Below are 17,859 nucleotides of genomic sequence, written 5' to 3' on the forward strand. Positions count from 1 at the left end.
GTAGGAAAGGTCAACTCAACGGAACGCTATCCACATGGCCATAAACCAAAGTGATAAATGACCATGTGGATTAAAAAACTGGATTTCAAACCTTAGTTAGATCGCTTTGCCAAATGCGCAACAACATTTTCAATCATGCGCATACCAGCATCTTGACCCAAGGACATGATAGATTCTGGATGGAACTGTACAGCAGCCATCCCAGCGTCCAAATCCTCAATTCCCATTGCAACACCATCTTCCGTCTCAGCTGTGATCGCAAAACGTTCAGGCAAAGTCACTGGATCAATGAACAAGGAATGATAACGGCCAACCGCTACATTACTTTCCACGCCTGAGAACACAAGACTTGGATTGTTAATGCGAATTCTAGATGGTTTACCATGCATTGGGATTGCAAGCTGACGCAATGAGCCACCAGCTGCTTCGGCCAATGCTTGCATACCTAAACATACACCAAATATTGGAATATCGCGTGCTCGTGCTTTGGCGATTGTGTTTTTACAATCAAAATCCGTTGGATTACCAGGACCAGGTGATAATACCACAAGGCCTGGCATATGTTCATCAAACACCTCTTCAGATACAGGAGAGCGAACGGTCGTAACCTTTGCACCTGTTTGTCTGAAGTAATTGGCCAATGTGTGCACAAAAGAATCTTCATGATCCACAAGCAAAATTGAGACGCCTTCGCCGACACTTGCACGTTTGACAGAGCTTGTGTCATTGGACTTCACATCACCGCGGATCGCAGCCAACATAGCAGAAGCTTTCAATTCTGTTTCAGCTTCTTCAGCATCAGGATCAGAATCAAACAACAATGTTGCACCTGCACGAACTTCAGCAATCCCATCTTTGATACGAATAGTGCGCAGTGTCAGGCCTGTATTCATATCACCATTGAAATTGATCATACCAATTGCACCACCATACCAAGATCGCGGGCTTTTTTCATGGTTTTCAATAAAGCGCATCGCCCAAAGTTTTGGCGCGCCAGTAACCGTCACAGCCCATGCGTGAGACAAGAACCCATCAAATGCATCCATGCCATCCCGCAATCGACCTTCAATATGATCCACGGTATGAATAAGGCGCGAATACATTTCAATTTGGCGTCGACCGATCATGCGGACAGAACCAGGTTCGCAAACGCGGCTTTTGTCATTACGATCAACGTCCGAACACATTGTAAGCTCAGATTCATCCTTTTTAGAATTCAGCAGTTCTAAGATCTGTTCGGAATCTTCAATCGCATCACGACCACGCTTAATCGTTCCTGAAATTGGACATGTTTCAATCCGGCGTCCATTGACGCGCACAAACATCTCTGGAGATGCTCCCACAAGATATTCGTTCTGCCCTAAATTGATGAAGAACGAATATGGAGATGGATTGATTTTTTTAAGACGGCGCGCAATATCAGATGGTTTATCGCGACACTGTTCAAAGAACATTTGCCCTGGCACAACTTCAAACAGATCACCACGTTTGAAGCTTTCCTTGGCTTTTTCAACCAATTTAGCGTATTCGCCAGGATCATGATCCCCGCGAGGAGGCACCTGATCGGAAGGAACAAAAGGCTGCTCATCGATTTGTTTTTCTTTACCAGCCGTGGTCAAATCACCATATGAGAATTCGTAGGCTTCAACCCAAGCCTCTTGATTATGATGGTCCACCACCAAGATTTCATCTGGCAGAAACAAGACCAGATCACGCTGATCGTCAGGGCGTGCAATTTGATATTCTATCGGATCAAATTGAAACGCCAGATCATAACCAAATGCGCCAAACAGGCCCAAATTTCCATCTTCATCTGAGTGAAAAAGGTCGGTAACAAGTCGCAGAACGGTAAAGACACTTGGCATCTTTGATCGTTCTTCTTCGGTAAAACTGCGCGTTGGTAATTTCACATTCAAAGATATCTGCGACGCTGATTGCGCTTGAACTTCAATTTCATCTTGCCCCTCAAACGAAGGTGCGATCATGGCCAGCAAAGCAATTCCGCGATCGTTGTAAGCTTCAAACTTAACGCTTCGACCATGCGAGGACATACCCAAAGGTGGATCAATGATGGCTGTATCCCAACGGGTATAGCGTCCCGGATACTCATAATTTGAGGAAAATGCTGCCCCTCGACGCGAATCTAATGCATCAATATATGACGAAATAGCATCGTTATATGAACGGTTTTTACGTTCTCGGGTGACATTAACACCACCCTTCGTTTGATATTCTTCAGCTTCAGTTTTCATATTCACCACACTCATTTGGCGTGCTTTAGATTTCAATAGCAGACATAAAAAAAGCCGCTAACAAAATCAGCGGCACATTTTCATTCAAACAGGTAACATCGTGGCCGCTTTTAACGAACCCACCACCACATTGCTGTTTGATTAATCTTAGTCATATAAAGGTGTTAAACCAACAATTTCACTTTTGCAAGCAGGCTCTACAAACTTGTGACGCAAATCTGATAAAATTTGGATTTATTACCAATTACGATTGCTAACTTGCATTCAAAGCATTAAATTCACTCTTAACTTTGGATGCAATCAAATATGTCAATCAAACTGAGTCAAAACTCGCTAGCGAAAACACTAGGACAAATACAGTCCATCACCGAATTGGGCGATGCATTGCGCGCGACGGCTGATGAATTTGATATCGACAAAATGGTTGTAACAAGTGTACCAGCTACATCAAGCCGCAAACTATCAGATCATGTTTTATGGAGCTGCTTAAGCCCGCAACTAATATATGATTATGATCAGCAGGAAATGCTAAGCTATAGCACCCATTTTGATGCGCTTAGGCAGTCTGTTCAGCCAAGGGTTTGGCGCACCGATATGGTGGATGAATATGTGATTACCCAATCTGCACAAAACATAAATAGAACCCGTGAATTTTTATTCGACAACAATATCTCAATGGGTTTCAGCTTTCCTGTTAGCTGCCGAAATGCATCAAAGGGCGCGGTAATGTTTATGGGGGATCGTGATGAGATTGACGATCTTAGTCTCGCCTATCTGCATACAATTTCATCCTACGCATACGATTTAATTTGCGAATTAACGAACAACGAAAGTCGTCCCAACCGCAGTCTTACTCAGCGCGAAAGCGAAATACTGACTTGGGTGGCAAACGGCAAAACATCGTCTGAAATCAGTCAAATTTTGAATGTGTCAGACCATACCGTTAACGCACATTTGCACAGCGCAATGAAAAAAATGGATTGCGTAAACCGACCACAATTGGTCGCCAAGGCTTTACGCCTTGGGACAATTTCGTAAACTTAATTCACTTAGCGATCTAAAATTGATCTGATTTCGACAAGGTTTGATCTAAATCTTAGGATGTAAAAACCCATTGTTGCCAAATGCGTTGGCATAATCCAACCGCTCTCATTACCATTTGAAATCATAGCTGGTTGAATTTTAAGCGCAGCAACTAATTGGCCATCCATTTCCTCCCAAGGACGATCTAGATTACGTTGTTCAATAACCTCAACAAAGTCGGCACGCGCTGCTTGCAAAATGCCGTGATAAGCATAGAGCTGACCAAAAGCGAACCAAAACCTGTCATCTGCTCTTGTGTCAAACCAACCGGCATTGCTGGTCTCAGATTGTCTTCTAAGGATATCTGATGTCGAACCGATATCAGATGCAATCCGATCGAGGAAGCGAATTAAGTTATCCGCACGCGCATCAAATACGGTATCACATTTAACCAGGCGGTCATTATAGCTAGTAAGGTGGCCAATACCTGAACGATAATAGCTTTGAGAAGGCGTCGTGAACCCAAACGGGTCGAGACTGAAATACCATCTTTCCTCATCCGTTTGCATCACACCACGTGCGTTTTGTAAATCATTATCAATCTGAGACGTACCACGCACGCGCCCAAGCGTGTCGACAAGCTCAGCGGTCGTTCTGCGAATAGCTTGGTTCACCCCACGCTGGAAGCTTGCTTTATTATCAAAATACGGGGTGCTATCCCAATCAAGTCCAAAAAAGCCCGCTTTATATAGCAAACTGGAGGACACCCAACCGTTTTGATTAACGTTGAAATCGATCAAATCGCTCGTCACCGACACAATACCCGACGGAGCGCAAACATCATTGCCAACAACTGTGCCGGGCACTGCAGCTTCTGAAAACTCATACTTGCTAGTGTAATTGGTATCAAAACCATGCCAGAACTGAGTGGAATATGTGAACGATCCATAACCGCCAAGAATAACAATCACGACAAATGCTATGATAATTTTTAAAATAAGCCCACTGGCCTTAAACAAAGCAATTAGAGCAATAAACGGAGCTAATATCCAAGCAATTAGTTTGGCAATGCCCCGTTTGATCGCATCAAATATATTGCCAAAAAACTCAAAAATTGGATCAAGCATGGGAATATCCCCCTCAGTTTGATAAAGTCGCGCCCTTAGGTCTTTCTTGTCTGATAGATATGTATTTTTGAGTTTAGAAACAACCTGTTGTTTAAACTCATCGCTATAATCTTGATAAACTTCGTAAAATCCTTGCTTATCAAAAATAAAGCGAGACACAAAATCAAATGGAGTTAAGCGCGAGACCAATCGATTGACCAACCATTTCTCACGATGTTTGGGATTTGCCCTGCATAGCAACAGCCACTCGCTTTTATTGATGTCTTTTGAAGAAAGTTTGCCCACATCATCAATTTTATCAAGCATATCTTTGAAATAGCCATAACGACCATCACGGGCAATGAGGCGGTTATTGCTGCGCAACCAGGATCGAATGTTGCTGTCAGACAAATCATCAAATGATACATTTTCGCCCTCCGCACGCAAAACATCTCGAATAACCATTTCAGCACGATGCTCTAGTAACTTGGACTTTTTGACCCATTTTTTGGTTGGCAATTGCAATCGGTTGGTCGATTTCAAATAGTCAAAAATTCGAGCATGGTCTTTAATATCCAGATAGCTCACCTGCCAAGGGCGTGAACGGCGAAAACCTGGCGCCTTCGAATCGCAAATAATGGTGGTGGTACGCTCATCTCGGAACACGAAAACACCACCAAAATGGTTTGCCCAATAGGACCCCTGATCAAAAACCAAATGTTGCGGCACAAGCTCATTGTTTCGAATATCACCCGTTTTTGCAGCCAGCGCCACCATTCGGTTTAGCATATCATCATCACGCCAGGCGTTTTTAGATACTTTAAGATGATCAACAAGCGCACGAAGCTCATTTGCATTATCGAGCAATGAGTCCGCCGATTTAACTTCAAACTTCACTTCTTCAATCGACAACAGATCATCGATATCTTCAACACGCGCAATTGGATCATCGATCTCGCCGTATAGCGCATCTTTAATGGTCACCGCATGAAGGGCACGACCATTGTCTGAAAAGAACTGATGCATCAGCCACGCAGTATTAGAAAACTTTGTGTGAACAACAGGTAGATGCTCTTGATCTGGAGACAGGATTATAAAACGTCGATTTACACCCATCGGATCAAGATAATTTTGATCATCCATTTCCTCCGCAATCTCTGGCGAGAACCCAGTCATGTCAATGTGAAACTCATCCAACTCAGTTGGTTTGAGTCCAAACCCTTTCATCGCTTTTCGATAGCGATCAACCAGAAAGGACTGACGAACTGGCATAAGACGGCCATATATCAGATCATTTTGATAAAGAAGCTTCATCTGATTACCTATCTGACCACCTGCCGTCAGCGCGCATGGCTTCGATCTCAGCAATAGCCCGCTCGCGTTGGCGTTCGCGTCTTATAATGTCTTCAACAGCTGCCGCATCGCTTTTGTCAGTATATCTAAACTCACTATCAGCATATCGGTTGATTTCTTGCAAAACCATGTCGAGCGTAAACGGCTTACGAAGTTCGCCAATCATAGAAGATTTCTCATCATAGCTTTTATGCATAAAGGCTTCTGGTGTTTCAAACCACTCATCAGGAAGTTCGACATCCATCGCACGCATTTTAATCGCATCCGTGATGTTCTTTATTGCACGGCCGGTAAAGCGCGGTTCTGCGCGTTTAATAGCGTAAAGATAAGCACCAACATCAGCCATGGTTTTAATCGCACCATTGGTCTTTTCAAAATGCTCCCAAACGGCCACGAGACCATCTTCTTTTGGCTTATCGTGACCTTGATAGCTCGCTGATACTGCCTTTTTAATCTGCTGGCCTTCAAATAAATCGTGATCACCTAATTCAATGGAGTGATTTTTCCCTGCCAACAACACAAAGATATCGACATAATCATCCTCAGTTTGCGGACCATCAACCAGCCATCGCGCACTCGCTCTTTGACGTAAAGCATCGTCCACATTTTCCGGATAGTTTGAAAACATCCCAAAGGCACAGTTTCCACGCACAACCGTTGAAGCACCAGCAAAGCTTTCCATCAATACAGCTGTAACTTCTTGCTGACCAGCGGAAGACTTATCATCTGATCTACGCGCAGCCACTTGATCGATATCATCAATCGTACCCAGCGAGATAGATCTCGGATCGATAACGTTATTGACGAATTCCTTACAGTTTTGGCCTGATTTACCTTGGTATGATGAGATCTGATCAACACCAAAATTCTCATAATGAAACGGATAACCTGCAACCTGGCAATAATCATTGATCATGCCTGCAAGCATCTGAATGAGGATAGTCTTACCCGTGCCAGGCATACCATCGCCAATGAAGGTAAACACAAAACCACCATGCTCAACAAATGGATTCATCTGGCGATCAAAGTCATACGCCATCAACATTTTAGCGAGTTTAAGCGCTTGATATTTTGCAATGTGGTTACCGATGATCTCATTAGGCTTTTTAAAATTCATCACCAAAGGCTTGCGCGCCTTGCCCGGTGGTGTTTCAAAACCATCTAAATTGAAATCATCTTGCTCAATACGAATATGTGTGTGTTCAAAGCCCTGCAAAGCAACAAAGCGGCTGCGACGTGCTAGTAATGCCGAGATAGTTTCTTCTGCATAGGAACGACTGCGCGCAATAAGCGCTTCATCATCTTTCACATCTTCCAAAGCTTCATCTAACCCGGCTATGATGCTCTTTAGTGCATCTTGCGAGGTATCGAAATTAAAGTCCGGCGCTTCAACATCAGATACACTTTCTGTATCTGATGGAAGATGACGCAACATATAAGCTGCCCATGAAAATGCGGCAACATAGGCGGACGCTGACAATAAATTTTTATAGTTCTTGGCGTCTTCACCCGCCAAAGGTGAGACAGCGTTGCGTGATTGTAAATCTTCTAATCCCGTGGACTGAGAAAACACGTCTGCAACAGCCAATGCAATAGCCGCTCCTCGGCGTGAACGAAACAATAAATTATGTTGCGGAACTGATAATAATGGGTCAGTCGCATTTATATTTTGAAGAGTTGCAGATAGCTCAACTTCATGGGTTCGGCGCGCACCGCGAGATGACACAGTCGAGACAAACCGCCGCCGCGTACCCGCAAGCGGCGTTGAAGACTTTGCTTCACCCGCAACCATTAAGATAAATCGCGTGACCAAAGATTGCGCAGTATGATGGTGTTCGGTTATTTGGTCTTCGTGAATAGTGGTCAAACCGCTGCTCTGTTCCAAAGTCTAAACTCCTATAACCTGATTGCCTGAAATGACATAAACAGTAAAACCGTTGAAAATTTCTGCTGCTTTTCCATCTGCGTAAAGCGCCTGATAAGCATCGTGCGGCACCAAAGCATATTTCTCATAATAGCTCACGCCTTGTCGCGTTGCTTCTAAATCATCTGTGTTGATATGAAATTCTTCACGTGCTGGACTTGATGACCAAATACCGCGTTTTGCTGGAATTTCAGCCTTTGAAAAAACCTCTTGCATCGTCCACGTCAAAACCCATGCATTTTCCGGTTTTCTTACTTTGGATAAAATCTCCGAAACGCGCTTATTGTTCTCCGTTAAGCCAGCGCCGTAAAACGGTCCAAACACAAAACGGCGCAAAAGTTTTGGATGCAGGAAATCAAAATCTTCATCTAAGTTTTGCGCAATTGTCGTCGGGCTTAGTGAATACGAAGTGTTCTTCTCAACAAAATCATCAAATTCAAGCGCAAATTGCGGGTTTAACAGGCCACCGACTGGCAATGGAATATTCAAATTCTGCTTCAGCTTACCGTCTTTGCCAATCAACATATCAGCTATGGCTTTGCTGGAGTCTTCTATCTTTGCCATATAAACAATTGGCAAAGTCCGGCTGCCATCAAATGCGCCCCAATGCGCATGATAAGATGGACGCCCTGTTTTCGAATTGATAGAGACTTCGATAGTCTCCGGCAAAATAAGCGAATTAAAAATTTCGCCTTTTTGAATATGTTCCAAATAGGCGCGTTCGGCCATATCTTCTTGTTGTTGTTCCGGAAAACCCTTGCGCGATAAAATATGATCAATCATATCCGCTTTAAGGGTGGCGTTATCTTTTAAATTGGATAACCGTTCTTCAGCGTCTTTACGGTCGGCTTCCAGTTCAAGCACATTTTGGAAAATAGGAAAGCCACTATCTGCCTGATCAATTCTAAAGCGCTCGACAAAACCGATTTTATGATGCCAACAGGAAAATGTAGCCGCCAGCTTTTCCATATAGGGTGATAATGTACCGCCAATAATTTCATGACTATAAAGTTCTGAATCATTGTTTGATAAAAAGAGATTAAACCCTTCAAGAGCGGCTTTCATAGCTTGGAAATACCGCTCAATTGGGCTTGAACTATCACGTCGGTTCAAAACCTGATCCTTATGGCTTACTGTTGTACGTAATCCGCTGCATTATGCTTATCCATCACAGCTTGGAAACGGCGTGCAAATGCATCATCGGCCAGCTTCTTACGGCGTTGAATATCATCGGTGGCAAGCATGTTTTTCTCATGCATTTCCAACAAATCACCAATATGCTTTTGAGATGCAGCGCCAATGCCAGCCATGGTTTCTTCAGCTGCAGTATCCACTGCACTACCAAGCGTATTAATTTTATGAGCAACATCCTGCTGCGCTGCTGTTTTAAGCGAATCTTCAAGTGCTTTATAAAGGACAATACGTTGTTCTGTATCAATCGTCAGCTTGTTAATAAGCGTGTTTTGTGCAGCGATCTGGTTATTGAGCGAATCCACAAATGTCTCAAACATCGATGTGTAACGCTCAAGCGTTTGGCTTTCCGCAAGCAATTCCTGCTCTTTGGCCATCGCTTCATTATATTCAGTTGATATCTTAGCGCGCTCAGCTTCAAGATCAGTACGCTCTTTCTGATCAGTCGATGTCGAAATCTTGTTCTCAATATCCATCAGCATTGGATTAAGCTCATTAATCCGGTTCTGCGTTGCTTCAAGTGTTTCCATTGCAGTTTTTCTGCGTTCAATCACTTCTGTCAGGCTTGCTTCAGATGTTTTATACCGCGTTTCTAAAACAGCCTTTTGCTCTCGAAGAATACCAACAATTGAATCTGACTTTGACAGCAATTCTTGCAAGTTTCCTGCAAGAGACATGTTGCGCACACGATCAGAACGCATGCGCTGCATCTTTTGTTTTGAAAAGATACCGATGAATTTCTCATAAGCCGTGTAGCTTTTCATGCTTTCAAATTCTGATCCGAAAACGTTGGTGGCATCTTCCAGACCAATGATCAGGTCAGCAATATTGCCTTCCATGACCTTTTGTTGTTTCAAGACATCTTCAATACGTGCATTTTCGATATCAAATTCTGCATCACCAATTTTAGTATCTGCTTTCGCAAACTCATCCAGCACCTTGCTGGATTGATCGATCTTGGTGCGCATTTCTTCAACTTGAGAACGTGTCTTTTCAATTTCGCTATCCAATGATGCTATTGATGCCATTTTAACTCCCCGAACAAAGTCTTTTCTCAGACCCACCCGTTATATCTGTTTTGTTACAACTTAATCTCTATGTAAGGCTGTAAGAGATAAAATCAACTTCTGGTCAATAATTCAACTGAATTATCTCTATTCGTGACCGATCGCCTTCTTCCAGTGAACACGACAATAAGAAACATAGCTTTCATTGCCGCCAACCTGAATTTGCGCACCATCTTGTACAACATTTCCATCGCCATCGATGCGCACAACCATTGTTGCCTTGCGACCACATTCACAAATTGTCCGCACTTCGCGCATTTCATCGGCAATCGCTAGCAATATCTTCGACCCAGGGAAGAGTTCACCCTTAAAGTCTGTCCGCAAACCATAAGCCATAACAGGAATTTTCAACTCATCTACGATCTTTGACAATTGCCATGCTTGTGCTTCCGTCATAAAATTTGCCTCATCAACGAAAACACAGGCAATGTCACCGTTTCGCAATTCGCCCTTTATGATCTCAAATAAATCGTCATCAGCATGAAACGCGGTTGAATCGCTTGCAAGACCAATACGCGAACCGATGCGCCCTGCACTTCCGGCGCGGTCATCTAATGAAGCATTGAGCAAAACTGTTCGCATGCCGCGCTCTTGATAATTATATGAAGCCTGTAGCAGTAAAGTCGACTTACCTGCATTCATTGTCGCATAATTAAAATAAAGCTTTGCCACCGCGTTTCTCCCCGTATTATGGTGTCATAAATGCGATTAGGCGTCGCGAATATCCAGTTAAAGTTTCCAATATCAACAAAATAGTTCCGAACATGAGTGAAAAGAAAACAAATGTCATTCGAGAAACCAATGACGAAGCGCGAGAGCTTGCAAAACAGCTAATCCGCACAGCACGATTTGGCGCGTTGGCGGTTAATTCAGGAAATCTTGGCTTTCCATCGGTCAGCCGCACCCTTGTTGGATTAGACAAAGATGGTGCACCGTTAATTCTTGTTTCTGAATTATCAATCCATACCAAAGCGATAATTGCAGACAATAAAGTATCGATTTTGCTGGGAGAACCGGGCAAAGGCGATCCGGTCGCCCATCCGCGTATCACAATTGCTTGCAATGCAAATTGGGTTGAACGAACCAACCCACGCTTTAAAGATTTGCGTGCACGATTTATATCCCGCCACCCCAAAGCAGAGCTTTATGTCGATTTTGCAGACTTCAGGTTCTATCGTCTTGAACCTGTAAGCGCTGATCTAAATGGCGGATTTGGTAAAGCATTTGCGCTCAACCCCAATGACTTCTTGATCAGTAGTGATTTTGAAAACGATACGACAATCAACGAGAGCGAGCTTGTTCAAAAAATCAACGATGAATATGCTGGCAAAATTGATCAGATAGCAGCGGCTCATTTGGGAGATGACCAGAAGAATTGGCGGTTAGTTGATATTGACTGCGAAGGTGTTGGGCTTGCAAAATCAGATAAACTCATTCGCATCAATTTCACGCAAAAGCCAGCGCATAACGAAGAGTTTGAAGCCTTTATCCTAAAACTCGCCGAATAAACAAAACCCACTGAGAATAAAAAAGGGCGCGCTAGACAAATGCGCGCCCTTTGTGCCACACACGGGATAGGGCCCGAAGTGCCGCCGGTCACGAACAAACTGACATATGAAACTTGCGTATATCTTATGCGACAAGCCATTGAAAACAAAATGAAAATACAATTTCGCCGAATAGTTAGGGAAAAACATGCCACATAAAATCATTCTAGACACAGATCCCGGCATAGATGATTCGTTCGCAATAGCTTATGCAATTGCACACCCAGAAATTGAATTACTAGCCCTCACTACAATCTATGGCAATGTGACCATTGAACAAGGTACTGAGAATGCTTTGAAGGTTTTGACAGCATTTGGTGGGAAGGCAGACGTTGCCAAAGGTGAATCAGGACCATTATCGATTGAACAAAACCATCCAAGTGATTATGTCCATGGCAAGAATGGTCTTGGTGGGTATGAGATGCCCGAAACCGACACGAAAATTGTCGAGCAGTCTGCCGCACAATATATCGTAAATGCTGTGAATGATGCACCAGGTGAAATTACGATTTGCGCCGTAGGTCCTTTGACAAATATCGCAAAAGCATTGGAGCTTGACCCGACAATTACCTCCAAAGTGAAAGAAGTTGTTGTCATGGGTGGTGCAGTGTTCCATGTGGGCAATATTACCCCGGTAGCCGAAGCCAATATCTGGAATGACCCCCACGCAGCTGATATTGTTTTCGCTGCTGATTGGCCACTCACTTTGGCGCCAATGGATTGCACAATGCCTGTGATATTCACCCACGAAGACTTGCAAATGTTAGCTGATGAAAATCCTAAAATGGGTGTTCCATTACAAGCAATGTCAGAATTCTATATCAAATTTTACAGACGCGTTGCAGGCCTTCACGGTTTGGTTCCCCACGATGTCATGGCCCTAATGTGGGTTACAGTTCCAGGTGCATTCCACGCAAGAAAAGGCGCACTAGCTGTCGCTTTGGACGGTCCAGCAATTGGCCAAACCCTGTTTCAAGCACAAGGAAAAACAACGCTTTCAGACGCGTTTGATGGTCGACCAAATCACACCGTTTTAGTCGATACAGATGTACGCATGTTCAGATCAAACTATTTCGGCATCCTTGGCGCTGCCCATGGCTCATAGCCAAAGGCTAAACCTTAATCGTTTGCAGTATCCGCCAGAAACGCTGCGACCCAAGATAATGCCGCATTCCAGTTAATTGCAATCTCATTGGTCGAAAATGACTTATGATGATCAATATAACAGGCTTGCGGCGCGCATCCTTTTAATTCTTTAATCGCAATTTCATCAGCTGGAATTGAATTTGGACCGCCAGCAAGTGCACCATTTGGCATTGGCGGGAATGATGGGTCAATATTCTTTGCAAATATACGCGCATGCTGATTTTGCGATGATCTTGTGCCATGGCCAGTCACATAGGAAATACCCATAATGTTACGCCCTAGAATATAATCCATCCCTTTTCGAACGGCATTTAAGTAGTTTTTATCTTTGACCAAATCATAAGCTGCTGCAACCACAACCATATTTTGCAAGACAGACGAATTAGATCCCCATCCCAAACCTTCATCAGCTTTAAACATGATATCAAAGGCTTCATTGTCCTGCATGGCAATGAAATTATCCGCAGCAGCCAAAACCGATCTTTGTACAAATAAGCGATCTTCATCAGGAAGCACATTTGGAATAAGCGCGAGCTGTAGTCGCGCAAGACCTGCAAGAAACTGCCAATCGATGCCGCTCGGTTTAAACACACCAGTTGACCAATATTTTGAAGCTTTAATACGATTAAGATAAGCTGCATCTCCTGTTGAGATGAAAAGTTCTATATCTGCCCAATAAAACTCATCGCTCACATCATTGTCGTCATAATCGCCACCGCCATATTGTCCACCTGATAATGGCGCGAACAAATCAGGTGTTTTAATCGCCGCAGCATGCGCACGTTTTGACACAGTTATAAGCTGATTAGCATAAGCTGCATCATAAGGATTAAATAAACGCGCAGCTTGAGCCGTCACCGCTGCTAAGTTGAGCGTTGCGGCCGTCGACGGTCGGTGGATGGAACGGCGAACGGGATCGCGATGCGGCCACAACGGTAATCCATTCCACTCCACCCCATGAATTTTATGATACGCCATATCTGCATATTCCTGCCCTTGGGGCACCTGCATACGCATTAAAAAATCAAGCTGCCATTTTGCTTCTGCCAGAACATCGGGCAGATTGTTGGAGGCATTATCATTGCGCAAATTCGCATTTATCAGTTTTGACTGTGAGCCGGAATAATACAAGGCTCGTTCATAACTAGACAAAACCTGAGCAACGGCGATACCGCCATTAACAACATATTTGCCAAAATCACCGGCATCATACCAACCGCCAGATACATCGAGTTTTCCGCTACATGTCCAGGATTGATCATAAATCTTGCGCGCCGTTGATTTATTCAAACATGGCGTCGCACGATCAGAAGTATGACCAGCAGGGCGGCCAAATTCACGTCCGGCAATATCTGGTGAAATTTCAACACCACTTCGAACTAAATAGAAATAAGACAGAGCATCAATAGGCAAATCATCATAAAGATCTGGCGTGATTGAAAACACATCGCTGCGGGCGCCATCTGCCTCCAAATAGACATCCGAAACAGAGTTTGGAAACTTGCTGAAATTAATCTGATGCGCATCAAATCCGGAAGATGGATCAAAGCCGAATGGTTGCGAGTTGCCATTGGCTAACAATTCACCAGAACTTGTCTTCAATGACCACCTAACTGGCTCTAACGAAGGATGCACCAAAGTTGCAACTTTTGGCCCGTTGGGCAAATATCCAAGCTGATTAACATAAAGTGCGATATCACTGGTACTTGTCGAACCTCTTTCAACTTCTCCATCGGTCAGTGACACTTCAGACAGACAAAACACATCACCCGCCGGTGCGCCACCAAATTGGAAAACAACTTGCGCACCCTCAATATTTTGATCAACCGAAAATGAAGATGAGAAGCTCGCGCTATTTACGTCAATTTCCTCTACCAATTCGTTCAACGGCGTCCAAGGCTCCTGACCCTGCTGCACAATTGCGCGAATAGTTTGCGAACCATTCCCGGATGCTTTTATAGAAAATTGATATTCAATACCCTTTTGCAGATTAATATCGTTCAAACCAATAATTGCATCCCAAGGTTCAGACGTTTTTTCGCTAACTTTGGTGCACAGCTGACCGTCTTGGTAAGACACCATAACATTGGGTGTGCTCCACCAGGCTTGGCTCGAACCTTGCGTTAAAAAATTGGGATCAGCGATAAGCTCCTTGGCCAGACCAAGCGAAGGAGATAAATTGAACCCCAGACCAATGACAATCGTTTTTGCAATTAATCTTTTATAACTAAGACCGGTCTTCATCTCATATCCCTTTTCATAATGGGGCTAACCCGTTGGCCAGGTTTCATTGCATCATGCAAACAATATTTGCGCGACACAATGCTATAATTATATGAAAAGGTTACTAACGATCTGAGATTTATGAGTTCGTGGCAGCGGAAGCTGTTTTCAACTCATCAAGCCCCAGTAAGATATTGATATCAGGGCGAGCTTTGACCAAATCCTCAATTGTGTATTCGGACAAAACTTCAAAAAATGCATTCAACGCACGACGCAAAGCTGAATTTAGACCGCAACTGTCAACCAACGGGCATTCTGATGCATCATTTTCAAAACACTCAGCCATAGCGAAATTATCTTCTGTGGTTCGAACAACATCAAGCAATGTAATTTCGTTCGCAGGACGAGCAAGGCGCACACCACCATTTCGGCCACGAACGGTTTCCATGATCCCGGCTTTTGCCAAAGGCTGAAGAATTTTAAACAAGAACAATTCGGACACAGAATAAGATTTTGCGATATCTGGAATCCGGCTAAGATTCTCCGCATCTGCAGCACAATACATCAGCATTCTGACGGCATAATTTGTTTGACGCGTTAGTCGCATTTCTTGTCCCTTTATTTAATCTCTCACTTACTACTTTAGAACACTTCTAATTAAAGTACACCCCTTTTATCAAGTTTAATTTACTTAAATCTTTGGTTCAAAACGTTGATTATGTCATTTGGTTGTGTAGAGTTTGTTTGGGGAAGTTAGCTTTTTGCATTTTTCGGGGATTTGCAGAAAGGCAAAAAAACCAACGGAAGGGTAGTAAATGAAATTTTTAAGAAAGATCAAAACAGTGTCTGCAATCGCTGGCATCTCGGTTATGATGATGGTCGGCCAGCAAGCGATTGCCATGGATGATCCCGATGCAATTGTAAAAGAACGTCAGGTCGTCATGGACAACGTTAAAAACACAGTTGGTGCTTTATCAAAAGCAGTTAAATCCGGTGCCTCAACAGAAGATATTCTAGCTGCGGCTGACGCATTTTTAGCGGCAAGTGCAACTTCGGTGACAATTGAAGCTTTTAAAACCAATACCCACGGCAAATCGACGGTCAAAACAACTGCGACGGAAAAGGTTTGGACAGACTGGGCGCGTTTTGAACAGGCGTTGCTAGATATGGAAAACGGCGCAAAAGAGATCCAAATGGCCGCTGCCGCCGGTACGTTGACCTCTGAAGATCAGCTCGGCGTTGCGCTAAAAGAATGTGGATTTTGCCACCGTAGCGCAGGCTACCGCGCAAGGTAAGTTGATCGACGCTAAGCGTTAAATACAAAATAAGCTATGGCGATTGAAACCAATATTGCCATGGCTGCCACAATAGGCTTTTTCTCACCAAGTGATGGTACCTTTTCCGCATAATCTTCAGAAACTTTTTTCTGGCCAGTGACCATTGGCTTCACAATGTCGTCTTTTTTGATAAATCTGTAAAAAGCAATCGCTGCCAGATGCAAGACAATCAATCCAATGATTAATTTCGCATTGATCCCATGATAAGTTGTTGCCTGATAACTCATATCGCCAGACACATATTTGGCAAGCGGACCTTGCAGCAAAATCTCATCGTCAGAAATTAAACCCGTTGCGACTTGCAACGAAATAATGCCAAGCATTGCGATTACAGATAAAGCCGCGATCGGACTATGACCAATCATGCCTTTAAATTTCTCCGAACTAGGATTTTTAACATAGCTTAAAACAGCACCAGGCCCTTTGATGAAGGTATGAAACAGCGCGGTTCTAGAACCAATCACACCCCATATGACGCGAAAGATAAGCAAAGCCAAAACGCAATGACCAGAAATAAAGTGGATATCCATTTCATCTAATCGGAAAGAAATGAACGAGACCAAAATGCAGATCAAAAGCAACCAATGGAAGATTCGAATATAAACGTCCCAAACTTTGACTTTCGCTGTGCTGTTCGCCATCATTCCCACCTATCTATCCATGACAATTAGCCTATCATAACACGCTGGTATTTTTGTTCAACGCATTGCAAAGATACAAAAAAGGCCGCCAACTTTTTCAAGCCGGCAGCCCTCATTTCACATTGAGAAAAAGCTTATGCGTCTTGATCAACGTTTTGAGTTTGTGTTCCCAATTTTGAGATTGATAGTGACATCACATCGCCCTTTTTAAGATAAACTGGCGGTTTCATACCCATGCCTACACCAGGAGGCGTACCTGTTGAAATCACGTCACCAGGATGCAATGTCATCATTTGCGAAAGGTGCGAGATAATCTTTGCAACGGTGAAAATCATTGTCGAAGTTGAACCCGTTTGCATACGCTGGCCATTCACATCAAGCCACATATCCAATTGTTGCGGATCGCCCACTTCATCGGCTGTAACCAACCATGGACCAATTGGACCAAAGGTGTCGCAGGATTTACCCTTCGTCCACTGGCCGGTTAGTTTTGTCTGGAACGTACGTTCGGACACATCGTTAGCAACGCAATATCCAGCGACATAATCCAGAGCCTCTTCTTCCGAGACATATTTACATTTTTCACCAATCACCACGCCAAGCTCGACTTCCCAGTCGGATGTTTCAGAGCCACGTGGCAAGAAAACAGTATCATTCGCGCCCACAACAGCAGAGGTTGCTTTCATGAACAAAATTGGATGATCAGGGATCGGAAGGTTCGATTCAGCTGCATGGTCTGAATAGTTCAAACCAATACACATAAATTTACCGATTGAACCAACACAAGCGCCATAACGTTGCTCTCCCTCAACCAATGGCAGACCGCTTGCATCAAGTGCTGATAGTTTAGACAGCACATCTTTCGATAATGCTGCACCATCAATATCACTCACAACAGCTGATAAATCACGCAGATTACCTTCAGCGTCAATCATGCCTGGTTTTTCTTGCCCTTCGGCACCATAACGAACAAGTTTCATATTTTTTCCTCACAAGTTTGGCCAATATATTTGGCCGAAAAATTTAAGCTCAAAAGCCTAGTAACTGAT

The 17,859-nt window shown here is 43.7% G+C and carries 14 protein-coding genes and 1 pseudogene; 4 read left to right on the plus strand and 11 right to left on the minus strand.

What is annotated here, in order from left to right; genetic code table 11:
- Positions 1-92: 92 nt before the first annotated feature.
- Positions 93-2,267 carry an anthranilate synthase gene (locus ACZ1GZ_RS15965; RefSeq protein ID WP_472665871.1) on the minus strand — a complete coding sequence of 725 codons (2,175 nt, stop codon included), beginning with the start codon at positions 2,265-2,267 and terminating at the stop codon, positions 93-95.
- 291 nt (positions 2,268-2,558) lie between these two features.
- Between ACZ1GZ_RS15965 and ACZ1GZ_RS15970 the strand changes: the two genes are divergently transcribed.
- Positions 2,559-3,290: a helix-turn-helix transcriptional regulator gene (locus ACZ1GZ_RS15970; RefSeq protein ID WP_472665872.1), complete on the plus strand. Its 732-nt coding sequence runs from the start codon at positions 2,559-2,561 to the stop codon at positions 3,288-3,290.
- Positions 3,291-3,301: 11 nt separating this feature from the next.
- On the opposite strand, the gene ACZ1GZ_RS15975 is transcribed toward ACZ1GZ_RS15970, so the two are convergent.
- The 6 genes and pseudogenes from ACZ1GZ_RS15975 to ACZ1GZ_RS16000 form a co-directional block, all read right to left on the minus strand.
- Entirely contained in the window at positions 3,302-4,402 is a 1,101-nt protein-coding gene (locus ACZ1GZ_RS15975; protein ID WP_472668332.1) for a DUF2333 family protein, read from the minus strand.
- Between the two features lie 6 nt (positions 4,403-4,408).
- A pseudogene (locus ACZ1GZ_RS15980) lies at positions 4,409-5,695 on the minus strand (DUF6638 family protein); the annotation flags it as partial.
- 4 nt (positions 5,696-5,699) lie between these two features.
- Positions 5,700-7,619: an AAA family ATPase gene (locus tag ACZ1GZ_RS15985; RefSeq protein ID WP_472665873.1), complete on the minus strand. Its 1,920-nt coding sequence runs from the start codon at positions 7,617-7,619 to the stop codon at positions 5,700-5,702.
- A 3-nt stretch (positions 7,620-7,622) separates the two neighbouring features.
- The gene (locus ACZ1GZ_RS15990) at positions 7,623-8,723 is read right to left on the minus strand and encodes a hypothetical protein (protein ID WP_472668333.1); all 1,101 of its coding nucleotides are present in this window, start codon (positions 8,721-8,723) and stop codon (positions 7,623-7,625) included.
- A gap of 65 nt (positions 8,724-8,788) precedes the next feature.
- Positions 8,789-9,877, minus strand: a complete 1,089-nt coding sequence (locus tag ACZ1GZ_RS15995) for a hypothetical protein (protein ID WP_472665874.1) — start codon at positions 9,875-9,877, stop codon at positions 8,789-8,791.
- 126 nt (positions 9,878-10,003) lie between these two features.
- Positions 10,004-10,588 carry a thymidine kinase gene (locus tag ACZ1GZ_RS16000; RefSeq protein ID WP_472665875.1) on the minus strand — a complete coding sequence of 195 codons (585 nt, stop codon included), beginning with the start codon at positions 10,586-10,588 and terminating at the stop codon, positions 10,004-10,006.
- A 92-nt stretch (positions 10,589-10,680) separates the two neighbouring features.
- On the opposite strand from ACZ1GZ_RS16000, the gene ACZ1GZ_RS16005 reads away from it, so the two are divergent.
- Together ACZ1GZ_RS16005 and ACZ1GZ_RS16010 are read left to right on the plus strand one after the other, a co-directional pair.
- Positions 10,681-11,424: a HugZ family pyridoxamine 5'-phosphate oxidase gene (locus ACZ1GZ_RS16005; RefSeq protein ID WP_472665876.1), complete on the plus strand. Its 744-nt coding sequence runs from the start codon at positions 10,681-10,683 to the stop codon at positions 11,422-11,424.
- Between the two features lie 187 nt (positions 11,425-11,611).
- Positions 11,612-12,568, plus strand: coding sequence for a nucleoside hydrolase (locus ACZ1GZ_RS16010; RefSeq protein ID WP_472665877.1), 957 nt, complete (start codon positions 11,612-11,614; stop codon positions 12,566-12,568).
- Positions 12,569-12,582: 14 nt separating this feature from the next.
- Here the strand turns inward: ACZ1GZ_RS16010 and ACZ1GZ_RS16015 are convergent, their stop codons facing one another.
- Both ACZ1GZ_RS16015 and rirA read right to left on the minus strand, forming a co-directional pair.
- Entirely contained in the window at positions 12,583-14,853 is a 2,271-nt protein-coding gene (locus tag ACZ1GZ_RS16015) for a glycoside hydrolase family 9 protein (RefSeq protein ID WP_472665878.1), read from the minus strand.
- A 118-nt stretch (positions 14,854-14,971) separates the two neighbouring features.
- Positions 14,972-15,439: an iron-responsive transcriptional regulator RirA gene (gene rirA / locus ACZ1GZ_RS16020; RefSeq protein WP_472665879.1), complete on the minus strand. Its 468-nt coding sequence runs from the start codon at positions 15,437-15,439 to the stop codon at positions 14,972-14,974.
- A 208-nt stretch (positions 15,440-15,647) separates the two neighbouring features.
- Here rirA and ACZ1GZ_RS16025 point away from each other — a divergent pair, with 208 nt between their 5' ends.
- Positions 15,648-16,127, plus strand: coding sequence for a cytochrome c (locus tag ACZ1GZ_RS16025; RefSeq protein ID WP_472665880.1), 480 nt, complete (start codon positions 15,648-15,650; stop codon positions 16,125-16,127).
- Between the two features lie 11 nt (positions 16,128-16,138).
- Here the strand turns inward: ACZ1GZ_RS16025 and ACZ1GZ_RS16030 are convergent, their stop codons facing one another.
- A complete protein-coding gene (locus tag ACZ1GZ_RS16030; protein ID WP_472665881.1) occupies positions 16,139-16,810 on the minus strand; it encodes a cytochrome b/b6 domain-containing protein in 672 nt (223 codons plus the stop codon).
- A gap of 134 nt (positions 16,811-16,944) precedes the next feature.
- A complete protein-coding gene (locus tag ACZ1GZ_RS16035; RefSeq protein WP_472665882.1) occupies positions 16,945-17,790 on the minus strand; it encodes a fumarylacetoacetate hydrolase family protein in 846 nt (281 codons plus the stop codon).
- Positions 17,791-17,859 lie beyond the last annotated feature (69 nt).

Source organism: Lentilitoribacter sp. JB5-8, assembly GCF_055693385.1.